General features: G+C 58.4%; 12 protein-coding genes. All 12 read right to left on the bottom strand.

The features are described from left to right. Complete coding sequence (flgK, locus tag KQ933_RS01430) at positions 1–1452, bottom strand: flagellar hook-associated protein FlgK (protein WP_216757045.1); 1452 nt, start codon at positions 1450–1452, stop codon at positions 1–3. A gap of 19 nt (positions 1453–1471) precedes the next feature. Further along, complete coding sequence (locus tag KQ933_RS01425) at positions 1472–2758, bottom strand: flagellar hook protein FlgE (protein ID WP_216757044.1); 1287 nt, start codon at positions 2756–2758, stop codon at positions 1472–1474. Positions 2759–2886: 128 nt separating this feature from the next. Next, the gene (locus tag KQ933_RS01420; RefSeq protein WP_216757043.1) at positions 2887–3558 is read right to left on the bottom strand and encodes a winged helix-turn-helix domain-containing protein; all 672 of its coding nucleotides are present in this window, start codon (positions 3556–3558) and stop codon (positions 2887–2889) included. 280 nt (positions 3559–3838) lie between these two features. After that, positions 3839–4402, bottom strand: coding sequence for a lytic transglycosylase domain-containing protein (locus KQ933_RS01415; protein WP_216757042.1), 564 nt, complete (start codon positions 4400–4402; stop codon positions 3839–3841). Further along, the gene (locus tag KQ933_RS01410; RefSeq protein ID WP_216758804.1) at positions 4344–5786 is read right to left on the bottom strand and encodes a flagellar hook-length control protein FliK; all 1443 of its coding nucleotides are present in this window, start codon (positions 5784–5786) and stop codon (positions 4344–4346) included. Before KQ933_RS01410 ends, KQ933_RS01415 begins: the two co-directional genes overlap by 59 nt. Before the next feature lie 4 nt (positions 5787–5790). Next, complete coding sequence (motC, locus tag KQ933_RS01405) at positions 5791–7089, bottom strand: chemotaxis protein MotC (RefSeq protein WP_216757041.1); 1299 nt, start codon at positions 7087–7089, stop codon at positions 5791–5793. Between the two features lie 4 nt (positions 7090–7093). Next, positions 7094–8386: a MotB family protein gene (locus KQ933_RS01400; protein WP_216757040.1), complete on the bottom strand. Its 1293-nt coding sequence runs from the start codon at positions 8384–8386 to the stop codon at positions 7094–7096. Then, positions 8383–9021: a hypothetical protein gene (locus KQ933_RS01395; protein WP_216757039.1), complete on the bottom strand. Its 639-nt coding sequence runs from the start codon at positions 9019–9021 to the stop codon at positions 8383–8385. Before KQ933_RS01395 ends, KQ933_RS01400 begins: the two co-directional genes overlap by 4 nt. Positions 9022–9216: 195 nt before the next feature. Beyond that, a complete protein-coding gene (locus KQ933_RS01390) occupies positions 9217–10170 on the bottom strand; it encodes a flagellin (protein ID WP_216758803.1) in 954 nt (317 codons plus the stop codon). A gap of 290 nt (positions 10171–10460) precedes the next feature. Beyond that, positions 10461–11369, bottom strand: coding sequence for a flagellin (locus KQ933_RS01385; protein ID WP_216757038.1), 909 nt, complete (start codon positions 11367–11369; stop codon positions 10461–10463). A 252-nt stretch (positions 11370–11621) separates the two neighbouring features. Beyond that, entirely contained in the window at positions 11622–12533 is a 912-nt protein-coding gene (locus tag KQ933_RS01380) for a flagellin (RefSeq protein WP_216757037.1), read from the bottom strand. 280 nt (positions 12534–12813) lie between these two features. Next, a complete protein-coding gene (locus tag KQ933_RS01375; RefSeq protein WP_216757036.1) occupies positions 12814–13722 on the bottom strand; it encodes a flagellin in 909 nt (302 codons plus the stop codon). Positions 13723–14009: the final 287 nt, after the last annotated feature.

Genomic DNA, 14009 nt, shown 5'->3' with positions numbered 1-14009 from the left:
TTAACTCGCAATATCCAGCAGTGCTTTCAACATTTCGTCAACGGCATTCAAAATCTTGGTCGCCGCCTTATAGGACTGCTCTATGTCGAGAAGGAGCGTCAGTTCCTCATCGAGGTTGACGCCCGTTTCATTGGAATAAGCTTCATCGGTTCGCGCTGCGGCCGCCGAAGTGTTTTCCGCTGCGGTCGTCGCGTTGCTGCGGTTCTGCTCAAGCCAGCCGAGGGAATTGGTGGCATAGGTCAGAATGCTGACATTCGAGTCGAGACCCGTCGTCGGATCGAACGCGATCCCTGAATCCATCGCCGTATAAAGACGATCGAGTTCCGCAGTATAACCGCTCGAACCCGTCGGGTTCGCAGGCGTGCTGGCCGCATTGATGCTACCGTCGCGCAGCCGCATCGGATCCCCGCCCTTGGAGGTAACGACACGATCATTGATCGCAATCGTCCCCGCAATGCCGTCGATCACCGTACCGGCAGGAGGAACACCGCCAGCAGTGCCGTTCGCCTGAGTCCAGACGAAGAGGCCGGGATTGCCGTCTTCCTGATAGAGGTTGACCAGACCACGGGCGACTTCATCGAGCTGGCTCTGGAAGGTCGGCGCGATGTCGTCACGGATCTGCAGGAGCGAGGCCATGCTGCCTTGCGCATTGGTCGTCGAACCCGATCCCATATTGACCGCGACACCGTCGATATAGACCTTGTTGCCGACTGTGCTTGCCGCATAGGACTGCGTCGGCTCGAAGCTCACCGCGCGCGGGATCGTCTCGAACAGGGTCGTGCCGTCAGCAGTGTAGAGCGCCATATCGTTGTTGGGGCGCTGTACTGTCGACACGCCAACGATCTGGGAAATCTGCTTGAGAACCTTTTCGCGCTCATCGAGAGCGCTCGAAGGATCTTCGTTGCCGGCCGTCGCCTTCTTGACGGCATTGTTGGCCGTCTCGAACTGCTTGAGCAGGCTGTTCAGCGAGTCGACCTGGTTCTTGATCTGCTTGTCGGCATCGGCGCGCTGCTGCTGCACTGCCTTGGAAGCATTGTTCAGCGACGTCACAACATCCTGTGCCGCCGTGATCGCACCCTGGGCGGCGATCAGATCGCCGGGGGTAGCGCGGAAGGTTCCAAGCTTGTCGCGGAAGGTGCGGAGAGCAGTTTCTGGCGACGTTTCGTTATCGTTGCCGCCCATGATCGATTTCAGATCTTCAAGGCCGCCCAGCAGAGTCTGCTGGGCGCTGTCCTGTGAGGCCGCCTTGAGATACTGTTTCAGCAGTGCATCTTCCTGCGCGCGGCTGATCTTGACCACCTGAGCCCCACCCAGCGAGGTGGAGAGCATCGCCTGCCGGCGCACATAGTCCTTGTTGCCGGCGTTCGAGATATTGTTCGATACGATGCTGCTCTGCGCGCCCGTATTGTTGAATATGCTCTGCGCGGTGTTAAGTGCTGAAGTGAGCGACATGGCTTACCCGCTACCCTTATTAACGCTTGAGGTTGACGAGAACGTCCATGAGATCGGAACCCGTCTGGAACACCTTGGAGTTGGCGGTGTAGCTGCGCTGGGATTCGATCATTTCGGTCAGCTCACCGGCGAGGTCGACGTTCGAGCCTTCGAGGGCGCCCGACTGAATCTTGCCGAAGCCGCTGGTCTGCGGGAAACCGGTGACGGTCACGCCGGACTTGCCGTTGGCGGAGTAAACGTTCCCCGACATCAGCGTCAGCAGGTCCGGGCTTGGAACGTTGGCGAGCGGAATCTGGAAGACCGGCTTGGTGCTGCCATCGTCATACTTGGAGTAGACGATACCGTCGGCATCGATTGTGATATCGACCGGCGAATTCGCGCCCTGTCCGTCGACATTACCCGAACCCGAGAAATTGTCGCCGACCTGGGAGAGATCGAGCTTCATGCTGATGGTGAGGCCCGTCGTCGGATCGACGATGTTTGTCGTCGACGGAGCCGCCGGGACCGTCATCTGACCTTTGTCGTTGAACTGGATAGTGGTGACATTGACCGCCGCCGAGGAATAGGGGAACGAGCTGGTGCCCGTCGTCGCCTTATCGGCATTGCGGTAGACCGCCATTTCCCACTGGGTCGTGCCCGCTGCAGGATCGGGAACCCTCGTATAGTAGATGTCGTACATCACCTTGCTGCCGAGCTTGTCATAGGTGACTATCGAATACTTCTGCGTGTCCGTGGTCGCCGTGGCGGCGTTTGCGCTTGGCAGGTTGGCCGGAACCGTCACAATCTTTGCGCCGGGCTTCAGGTTGCCGGTCCATGTACCGTTCGCAGTCGGAACCGCTTCCAGCTTCTGGTCGCCGAGAACGTTGATCGGAACGAGGCCGTCAAAGCCGTTGACGACGACGGCCGGAGCCGAAGCGCCCCACGGATAGCCCATCAGCGTGAAGCCGGCCGAGTTGACGAGGTTGCCGTTGTCGTCCTTGGTGAAGTCGCCGGCGCGCGTCAGGACCGGAACGTTATCGGCACCCTGAACGATGAAGAAGCCGTCGCCGGAAATGGCGAGGTCGTAGCCCGAGGTCGTGTAGGAGATATCACCCTGGTCGGAAACGGCCTGGCGAACCGTCGTTGAAACACCGCCCGAGTTGTAGTTGCCGGCGCCTGATGGCAGGACCAGCGACGAGAACGCGGTCGAAACAGCTTTGTAACCGGTGGTGTTAACGTTCGCGATGTTATCGGAGACGGTGCTGAGGCGGTTTGCCTGCGCGTTCATCCCCGATACTGCCGTCTTCATGCTGCCGAAAATGCTCATCTGAAAACCTCGTTTTACCTGTTAAATACAACAGTATTTGGCGGGCCTTGCGTGAAGCTGTCTGTTATGCCGGGTCACCGATCGAAATATTCCGGCTTTCCCGCGCGGCACGACCCGCGCCGAAAAAATCAATTCCAATCAATGCAATAGCCAAGGAAGCGCTTGGAATCGACCGGATCGACACCGAGCTTCTTGCGCAACTTCTTGCGCAGCTTGGAGATGTGGCTTTCGACGACGTTTTCTTCGACTTCCTCGTCGAAAATGCCGTAGATCGCATTGAAGATCTGGGTCTTGGTGACGCGACGGCCACGATTGGCAATCAAGTATTCGAGGATGCGGCGCTCGCGGCGCGGCAGAGCAAAGACCTCGCCGTTGATTTCCGGATCGCGCCCATCGGAGAAGACGCGGATGGCACCGATGTCGGTATGGTTGGCGATCGCCTTCAGACGACGACGGATTGCAGCGGCACGCGCGAGAATCTCACGCGGATGCACCGGTTTGCGTACAACGTCGTCTACGCCGCAGTCGAAAAGGGCAAGCGTGTTTTCGAGCGACGGCTGGTCGCTGACAGCGATCACAGGCGCCATCGAGCGATCCCTGATCGCGCGCGGCAACTCCAGGGCGCGCTGGCCCTGGCCGATCAGGAAGGCCTCGACCGCAGCGATATCCGAATCAGCCGCCGTCTGTACCCATTCGCCGAATTCATTGGGATCAAAGCCGGTCGAGGGAATGCCCTCACGGCCAAACAGAGAAGTGTAACCATCCTTCACGAGCTCACGCTCATCAACCACTACGATCATTCGTCCGCCTCCGAATCAGTGTGGCACATCGATGATCTATGGATACGAATCGCGCGAATCAGCGGCTACTCGTGAAAGTTAATGGCAGAAATTAATAATTGATTAAGAATTGGGTGCCGATTTGATCTAGATGTAGTAGGTCGACGTCGTTATGCACACAAAAATTTCGTGGAAAAGTTAACGTCCACTTAATTACATCTTGCAAGCGGGTTTCATGCCGAATTCCTGCCACACTCTGACACAGTTCGGTCATAATTGGCCGATTCAATTATTAATTGAATTAATTTTCGCAGAAATTGCTCGCATTGGGAGTCCACTTGCCGTAGCCGGTGGCAACCAGATTTGCGATGACGCGGCAGACATACTGCTTCTGCGCCGGATTGTTGTTCGGTCCTGCGTGGTACCTTGCTACCGCCATCGTCCATGTCTCATGGCGGTCGTGAAGGTTGCGCAAGAACTTTGCGGCATATTCCACGTTGCGATGAGGATCGAACATTTCCTCCACGGAACTGAAGTTTTCGCCGTGAAAATAGTGATTGATCTGCATACATCCGATATCGATGAGCTTCGCGCCGCCTCTGCTGGCGGTGTCGAACTGCCGCAGCGCGGCCTGCTCGGAGGATGGAAACAGAGCCTTCCCTTCCACGTTCATGGCATAGGGATAGAGCGATCCCTTGCGCCCGGTTTCCGTCAATCCGACCGAATAGAGAATTCCCTCGGGAATCCCGTATTTGGCCGCTGCAGACTGAATTTCACGCTCACAGGCGCCTGTGGAGGCCGATACGCTAGAGGTAGACGCTGCCAGAGCGGCTGCTGCCAGCATCGACAGCAGAAGCGTTCTCAACACCGTTCCCGCCCACACCATTGAAGCCTCCATCCGTCTGCTGTGCTGTCTGGTTCTGGCGCTCGCGCGCCTCGCCGCCTTGGCCCTGCCCCTGCTGGGCAAGCGATTGCTGCTGGGAAGCCTGTCCCTGGCTGTTTGCCTGATTACCGGCATCTGTTCGCTCGACGGGGGCCATGCTGATGGTCACGTTATCGACCGCGTAGCCCTGGCTGCGCAGCGCCTCGAGAATCTTGCCGTGATCTTCCTTGAGTTGGCGGTAAGCCTGGCCGGTTTCGACCTTGAGGTCGACGTTCAGCGTATCGCCTGACAGACGCATCGTGGCCGTGACGAGGCCGAGATCGATCGGGCTCATCTGGATCTTGAGGGTGTTCACCACCTTGCCGGTGCTCGTCCATTCGGCGGCGTTCGACAGGGCAGAACTCGGCTGCATGGCGTGCGCCCATTCGCTGTCGCCCGAAAGTGCCGCTGTCACGGTTGCGGAATTCGGATTCTGTACCAGGCCGAGATAGCGGCGAGATTCGAGAACGGAAACATTTTCAACGCTCGTCTTTGTCGATTTCTCGGAGCCCGGCTGTTCAGCGCCGATCTGCATGTCCATCGTCTGGCCACGGCCATCGGCGCGGCTGATCCTGAACGTTTTCCCGTCGACACCTTCAGCATTCTCCGTTCCCGACACATGCACGTCATTGCCATGCGAGGCAACGGCTGCCAATGCGTCCGACACATGCGCATCAGCCTTGGCACCGTTTACACTTTCGGCCTTGGCGTCTTTCTTGCCGGCCGCAGCGTTGTCCGCCTTCGCGACGGCATGGTGAGCGGAAGCCTGGAGGACAGCCGCGGCATTACCGGGCTCCTGCTTCAAAAGGCCGAGGACATCGGTAATATTGCCGTCGCCGGCTTCGCTAGCCGCACCTGCATCGATATCGGTATCGCCATCAAGCTCATCAGTCTTGGTGTGCTTGGCGGGCTTGACCACCGTTTGCGCGACGGTCTCGGCTGCCTGCTCCTTGGCGCGCGGCTTGCCCAACCCAAAGACAGCATTGTTCTTACCCTGGTCCTTTTCGGACTTCACAGGCATCTTGCCGGCGTCTGCGACAATTTCGGGCTGGACGTCTACCTGTCCCTTGAGCGAGGCGTCGTTCAGATCGATCAGCGGCTTCGGATTGCGGCCGCGCAGGTTGTGCGCGGCGGTCTCGTCAGCGGCCTGCGGGTCGGACGTATCAACGGTATCTGCATCCTGATCGGCATTGCCGGCCTTGGAGAGGACATCGGAGAAGCCACCGTTCCGATCGGCAACCTCGCCCTTGCCGGCCTGCCTACCGGTTCCTACGGACGCAGACGCACCCGTGCCGGGCGCTCCGCCCGAGACGCTGATATCCATCATCATCTTACTTGCCTTCTTGGGCCAGGAGACCGTCGATTTCGTCGAGCTTGGATCGATTGGTCGTCACGAACGAGGTGAATGAAGGATCGACATCCTGGCCTCCCGAGCCAGCAGAAGCCGTGCCTTCGACAACAGGTTCCGGAGCAGCGGCCTGCGCTCTTTCCGGTTGCGCAGCCGTGGCGGCTGCAGCCTGTTCAGAAGTGATTTCTTGATTAGTACTATTAGGGGTGGAGCCTTGTGTCAGGCTTGCCGGATCCGGAGCCCGCAATATCTGCTCGGCAACGGATCTTGCAGCAGCCTGCAGCGCCTGGTCCTGTGGCGAGAGCGACGCCCCGGAGATGTTGGCGATATATTTGGCAGCCTGATCGATGTCGTCGGTAGGAACGTTCGCCATACCGTTGTAGAAATCGGCGAGCGGTCCGAAAGGATTGTCCGTCCCCTCGCCCAGCGACTGAACGCGCTGGGCGGCCATACGGGCGAGATCGGGCTTTCCGGCAATCGCGGCAGCGCGCGCGACACGCAGATAGACCTCGCGCTGGCGCGGCGCATCCATGAAGGACAGAATATCGACAACCGTCTGCGGATTGACATCATGGTCGTGGCTGACGATCAGCTTCACGAAGAGATCAGCAAACTGGCTGGCATAGGGCGAATGAAGAAAGCGTCGGACATAGCGCTGCGAATAGGCAAGCCCCTTGTCGACATCTCCGATTTCCACGCAGATGGCAAGCGAGCGGCGAAGTGCTGCCTCTTCCACGATGGTGCCGGGCGCATTGAGCCGCGCCCTGTCATACATGGTTAGGGCGTCGGCTGGCTTTGTGGCGATCAGCACGTTGCCACCGATCAGCGCCAGATAGGGGCCGATCTTCTTGCCGTCATATTCCTTGGCGGTTTCTTCCAGCGTCCTGGAGACGAGCAGGCCCTTGCCGCTCAGATATTTCCGCAACACGTCGGTGACGCGATTGTCGAAGTAACCGTTGATGTCATGAGAAACGAGATATTCCAGCGTCTGCGGATTACCGCCGCTCATCACGTAGATCAATGCCGCATCGACATTGCGGTCGTCATCGTAGACGGACGGATCGACGGTTCGCAGGCGCTGATCGATCTTGCCAAGCATGAAGCGCTGCATTTCACCGGCGGAGTGATCGCCTGTTACAACCGAGTCCTGAACGAACTGCAGGGACCGCAGCATCTTGTATGGCGCGAGATCTTCCGCATCCGCGGCACGACCGACGGCGGGCGACATCATCGCCAGACCGAAGACCGCATATCTGAAATAGCGATGCTGCCTGCGCGTCATGCGACTATCCTTGATCTGCCTGCACGAGAATCTCGATCCGGCGGTTTGACGCGTCGTAGGGGGCCTCGGGCAGCTTCAGACGACGGTCGGCGAAGCCGGAGACCTGGGAAATACGCTTCTCGTCAAGGCCGCCGCGAACAAGCATGTAGTAGGCGCTCTGGGCACGATCCATCGAAAGACGCCAGTTCTCGTTGAGATCGCCCTTGAACTGCCGGCCGTCCGTATGGCCGCGGATGGCGACAGCCCCTCCCCTCTGCTTCAGGATCGCACCGATCTTCTGCATCGCGAGGACCATTTCCTGCCGCGGCACCGCAGAGCCGATGTTGAACATGGAGTCGTCGTTCTGGTCGGAGATGCTCACCAACAGGCCGCCTTCGGACGCCGTGACCGTCAGGCCTTCAGCGAGCTTGCCGGCGACACCCGCGATCTGCTGGGCAATCTCCTGCTGCAATTCCTTGGCTTGCTGCTTTTCTTCGGCCTGCTTGGCCTCTTCCTCTTTATCTTCGGCCTTGTCGGCGTCCCTGGTCTTGTCCGCCTGCTTGTCTTTGGTCTTGTCCTGTTTCTTGTCGGCCTGCTTTTCTGCCGAGGCGGCGACGGCAGCGCTATTGGGGTCCTTGCTCAGCAGAGTGGAGGGCTGGCTATTTTCGGCGTTGGCGAGCTCATTCGGCTCGGTCTGCGAATCGAGCGTCGAAGGCTGCTGCGGCTTGCCGGCGGTTGTAACCTCGACCTGCTTGGTCCAAAAATCCGGATCGAAGGGGTCGCGATAGGCTTCGCCGCCATCGGCGCCGGTCGCCGGGCCTGAATCCGCCGCTCCGCCATCACCCTTGGCGCTGACATTCGCCTGCTGGCCGACTTCCTGGGCAATCTCAGCGAGAACCGAATAGGGGTTTTCGAAGAAATCGGCTTCCGAATAATTGGTCTTGTCGCCGGAGGTCGAGGTCTGGTCTTCGCCATCGGCTGCAGACTTGCCCTGGTTCGGGTTCTCTTCCTTGTTCTTCGATTTTTCCTGATTCTGCTCGCCCTCGGCCTGATCGACAGGCTTCTTCAAGCCCTTCTCGGTCGGCTTTTCATCTGACAGTTTGATCGGGTTGAAATAGGTCGCGATCGAGGCCTTGGTTTCCTCGTTGGCGGCGTTGACGAGCCACATGACGAGGAAGAAGGCCATCATTGCCGTCATGAAGTCGGCATAGGCAATTTTCCATGCACCGCCATGGGCGCCATCGTGATCTCCACCGCCATGTTTCTTGACGATGATGATCTCGTTCTTACCGTGGTGATGGTTCTCGCCGTCGCTCATTCGGAAACTTTCTTCAAGCTAGCCGCCCAGGCGGAAATACGGGTCACGAGTACAGTTTCGCCAATCTCGGCAGCAAGGTCGACGTCATCAGCCTCATGATGGCGGACCAATGCGGCGTGCTCTCCGAGTTCATCCTTGAGAATACCGAAAAGCTTGGCCGGACCACGCACGGTGATTGGGGCCGCAGCGCCGTCGAGAATTGCCTCGCGCAGCAGGACGGCGAGATTTTCGGCTGCTTTTTTCGAGAGCGCTTCGGTCATGATGGGTGCGATGGCCGTCGCAGTCACTTCGCTGACGACCGTGGCGATCTCTTCGGCCATGTCGCGGATACGGGAAGCAATGACCGCAGCCGCTTCGATCTCGTAGCGGAGTTTCAGCTCCTCGATCTCACGGGCATGCGCTTCGGCGGCAGCCTGGGCTTCGCCTTCGTATTTTTCGGTCAGTTCCATGGTTGCCGCCGCGAAGCCTTCGGAATAGGCCTCGCGCCGCGCCGCCTCGACATCGATTTCAGGCTCCTGCGGCAGCTCCGCAAATGCGGAGGCGGTTTCGGCTGCGAAATCATCTACATCGATGATCGGCGCCGAGGGACTCGGCTCACCGAAATCCTTCAAATACCGGGAAAGCATAATGCTCATAAAAAACCGTCCAGTATTCGGGAAGCACGCGGCATGCCCCCGCTTGAAAAATGACCATCGTCCTGCCGGCATGCCGTTCCGGTTCGGGAGAGGCTCAGGGCCTGTCGCCGGCATGGATTCGGACGCTGCCTTCATGCCGGAAACTAGAAACCCAAACTTGCGCGAGGATGAATGGTGCCGCCCTCGCGCCGATCATTATTCGAGCAGGATGAGAATTTTACTGGCGGATGTATTGAGGATGGAGATCGCTTCAACGGCCATCTGCTTCTGCGTTTCGATAGCCTTCTGGCGGGTCGAGGCCTCGTCCATATCAGTGTCGACGAGGGCACCGACGCTCTTGTCGACAGCGTCGGACAGGTCTGCGGTATAGTCGATCTGATCGTCGATACGGGCCTTCATGATACCAATCCCTGCTGCCGAATTCGTAAGCTGCTTGAGTATGGCGTCCGTTGCCGTCAGCATATCCGTAAGCTGCGAGTCGGTGGTCGACTTGCTGATGGAGATTTCCGTGCCGGTCGCCGGCGTCGCGGAGTTTACGTTCAGCAGGTAATAATTGCGGACGGGCGTGCCATCGGCATTGCCGTTGATCTCCTTGGTGAACAGGCCGCCATTGGCATTGTTCCTGTCTATCAGAATGGTCTGGGACGACGGAAAGTCGATGGTCTGCGCCTGATACTCGCCTGTCGGGGCGCGCACGAAGCTGCCGATGATCTTCCACTGCGGGGGTGCCGCGGGCTCGCCGTTCAACAGCCAGTTTTCGCCGGCGAATGCCGTTCCTTCGACCATCGTCTGCAGCTGGTTCTTGTACTCCGTGATTTCCGCATTGATCTTGTCCTTGTCGGCGCCGGGCTCACGCGCCGCGACCAGCTTGGCTCTGAGATCGCCGAGGAGATCGATGGCGGAATTCATCGCCGTATAGGTCGAATCGACCTTTGCGGCGCCGAGGCCAAGAGCATCGCCGATGGTGCCGAGATTGGTGCTGTCGGCACGCATGACGCTCGCGATCGACCAATAGGTCGCATCGTCGGCCGCAGTCGCGACCCGCTTCGCCGTCGAAATCTGCTGCTGTACGTCGGTTGATTCTTTAGTGATGCTGCGCAGCACTGCCAGCGCACTCACCGCGGCCGCGTTGGTAATCTTGACGGTCATCGACATGGTCTCGGAAAGATGAAGGGGCAGGCCGGTTTTTACCGGCAGCGACTGAACTGGCTTCATGCCTCCGGCGGGTCCCCCACACCGGTGCGTCGCAAAACAAATCAACTCGCGGTAACGTTAACCTGATATCAACCAGTTTCGCAAGAGCGGAAACAGGGATTAAGACAACGCCACCGGTGGCCTTGCAAATGATTGAAATAAAAGGAAAACCGCGCCGAAACGACGCGGTTTCCAGGCTGCCGCAAATTGGCGGCACAAGGTTTGGTCCAGCTTCAACAGCCGGCTTAGCTGCGGAAGAGCGTGAGGACGTTCTGAGCGCTGGAGTTTGCAATCGAGAGCGACTGGATCGCCAGCTGCTGCTGCGTCTGTAGTGCCGTGAGCCTGCTCGATTCCTCTTCCATGTCGGCGTCGACGAGACGGCCGACACCCGAGTCGATCGAGTCGCCGAGAGCCGCCACGAAGTTCTCCTGCAGCTCGATGCGGTTGGAGATGGAGCCAAGCTGAGAGGCTGCCTTCGTCATCGCCTCCAGGCCCGCTTCGATTGCCGTCAGTGCCATAGCGATTTCCGTCTGACCAAAGGAGGTGATGTTCATGGTGTAGATCGAGCCGATCGTACCGTTGGAACTGCCGATGATGCCGGTGCTCGAATCGATGGTGCCGGTCGTGGTCATGCCGAACAGGACGTTACCGTTGGAAGCCGCGTTCAGGACGTAGTCGGTCGTCTTGACCGAGACATTGCCGTTGCCGTCGCGGACGAAGGTGGAAACGACGCTCTTGGTCGAGTTACCTGCGACCCAGTTCTCACCGGAGAAGGAAGCCGACTGCGAGATGCTCATGAGCTGAGCCTGGAGCTGGCTGATTTCTTCCTGGACCTTGGTCTTGTCGACACCCTTTTCAGTTGCGGCGACGATCTTGGACTTGATTTCGCTGACGACATCGATGGCGTTATCCATGGCCGTATAAGCCGTGTCGACCTTTGCAGCACCGAGGCCGAGGGCGTCGGAGACGGCCGAGAGGGCCTTGTTGTCCGAACGCATGGTCGTTGCGATCGACCAATAGGCTGCGTTATCTGCCGCCTTTTCAACGCGATAGCCGGAAGATACGCGACCTTGAGTATCCTGAAGATTGTTGCTGATACCGCGGAGGGTCTGGAGGGCGGCCATAGCCGCGACGTTCGTCAAAATGCTTGTCATGAAATGATTGCCCCTTGCTGGCAGGCGTTAATAAAAGGGACATTCCGGAATAGCGCCCGGGAACGGCGATCAGCTTTCATGCCTGTTAACCCATTCTTAAATTTGGTTAACTCGCCGTCTCGTTGAGACGCAGATGACAGCAATATGGTTAATCAATCGTTAACGTAAATTAAAAAAGCCGCGCTCCATCGGAGCGCGGCTCGATTTGTATGGGCCCGCCGGTTACCCGACGGGTTATGTTTGGCGATCCTATCAGCCGCGGAAGAGCGACAGGATGTTCTGCGAAGAGGAGTTGGCGATCGAGAGCGACTGGATCGCGAGCTGCTGCTGCGTCTGCAGGGCAGAGAGCTTGGAGGACTCTTCTTCCATGTTGGCGTCGACGAGGCGGCCGATACCGGAGTCGATCGAATCGCTCAAAGCGGAAACGAAGTCGTCCTGCATCTGGATGCGGGTGGTGATCGAGCCAAGCTTTGCACCGGCAGAGGTCATCGCCTTCAGGGCGTTTTCAACGGTCGTCAGAGCCGTTGCGAGCTGACCCTGGGTAAAGTTGGTGATGTCCATGCCGTAGACCGAACCGGTCGCGCCGTAGGACGTACCAAGGATACCCGTGGAGGTTTCGACCTGGCCACCACTCATGCCGAACATAACGTTGCCGACCGAGGTGTTGTTTAGGACGTAGTCGGTCATCTTGACGGAAACGCCGTTCGAACCGTCGCGAACGAAGGAAGAAACAACGCTCTTCGTGGTGCCGTTGACACCAGCAACCCAGTTTTCACCGGAAAAGGCAGCCGACTGAGCGATGCTGACCAGCTGGTCCTGCAGCTGATCGATTTCTTCCTGGACCTTCGCCTTGTCGACGCCGTTTTCAGTCGCGGCAACGAGCTTGGCCTTGATTTCGCCGACGACGTCGATGGCGCTGTCCATGGCGGTGTAGGCAGTGTCAACCTTGGCAGCGCCGAGGCCGAGAGCGTCGGAAACGGCCGAAAGAGCCTTGTTGTCCGAACGCATGGTCGTTGCGATCGACCAGTAGGCAGCGTTGTCGGCAGCCTTGCCGATGCGGAAACCGGAGGACACATGATCCTGGGTCTTGTTGAGGCCCTGGTTGATGCCACGCAGCGTCTGGAGTGCTGCCATTGCAGCGTTATTGGTGTTGATGCTCGTCATAGTTTGCTTGCCCCTTTTGGCAGATGTTAAGAAGGGACATTCCGGATTTGGGCCGGCCCACAGCGATCAGCATCATGCCTGTTAACCATTCTCGTTAGGGTTAACTCGCCGTTTCGATGGGCCTAGAAAACAGCAAGATGGTTAAGGAAAACTAAATTCTAAAGGGAAATTTCGTAAAAATATCTGATACTTAGAAGCATTTCCATTAACCCTATGTTAAAACATTCGAGGCCGGGAGTTACCCGGCCTCGACGTTTTTCGCGATGTGGCTGAGCCGCTGTTAGCGGAAGAGCGACAGGATGTTCTGCGAAGAGGAGTTGGCGATCGAGAGCGACTGGATCGCCAGCTGCTGCTGCGTCTGCAGAGCAGAGAGCCTGGAGGACTCTTCTTCCATGTTGGCGTCGACGAGGCGGCCGATACCGGAGTCGAGCGAGTCGGACAGAGCGGAAACGAAATCGTCCTGCATCGTGATGCGGGTCGAGATCGAGCCGAGCTTTGCACCGGCAGAGGTCATCGCCTTCAGGGCGTTTTCAACGGTCGTCAGAGCCGTTGCGAGCTGACCCTGGGTAAAGTTGGTGATGTCCATGCCGTAGACCGAACCGGTCGCGCCGTAGGACGTACCAAGGATACCCGTGGAGGTTTCGATCTGGCCGCCGCTCATGCCGAACAGAACGTTGCCGACCGAGGTGTTGTTCAGGACGTAGTCGGTCATCTTGACGGAAACGCCGTTCGAACCGTCGCGAACGAAGGAAGAAACAACGCTCTTCGTGGTGCCGTTAGCACCGGCAACCCAGTTTTCACCGGAGAAGGAAGCCGACTGAGCGACGCTTACCAGCTGGTCCTGCAGCTGTTTGATTTCTTCCTGGACCTTCGCCTTGTCGACGCCGTTTTCAGTCGCGGCAACGAGCTTGGCCTTGATTTCGCCGACGACGTCGATGGCGCTGTCCATGGCGGTGTAACCGGTGTCAACCTTGGCAGCGCCGAGGCCGAGAGCGTCGGAAACGGCCGAAAGAGCCTTGTTGTCCGAACGCATGGTCGTCGCGATCGACCAGTAGGCAGCGTTGTCGGACGCCTTGCCGACGCGGTAACCCGTGGAAACGTGGTTCTGCGTGGTGTTGAGGCCCTGGTTGACGTTGCGCAGCGTCTGGAGAGCGGCCTGGGCGGAAGAGTTCGTGTTAATGCTCGTCATAAGTGTGTCCCCTAGAAAACTAGATACAAAAAAGGAGGACATACCGGACTATAAATACCGGCGATGACGGACCAGCTTCATGCCACTCGGTGCCTTTGTTTCTTGGCCCAAACCCGTCATGTCCAGCGCAATCTCGCAGCCAATACTTGCCAACTTCTTAAAAGCGGGGCTCCCGGCCAGGTCGCTTCAATTGCATGGTTAACGTTGCTTGAATCCGTCTTCGAAGCCGCAGCTTTCCCGGAGAGCGGGCATTCGGCTGCACCGGTTTCAAGCAAGCTTCGAATGCC

Source organism: Rhizobium sp. WYJ-E13 (assembly GCF_018987265.1).
Lineage (GTDB): Bacteria > Pseudomonadota > Alphaproteobacteria > Rhizobiales > Rhizobiaceae > Rhizobium.
The sequence above is the reverse complement of the archived record's forward strand: the minus strand, read 5'-3'. Positions and strand labels throughout refer to the sequence as shown.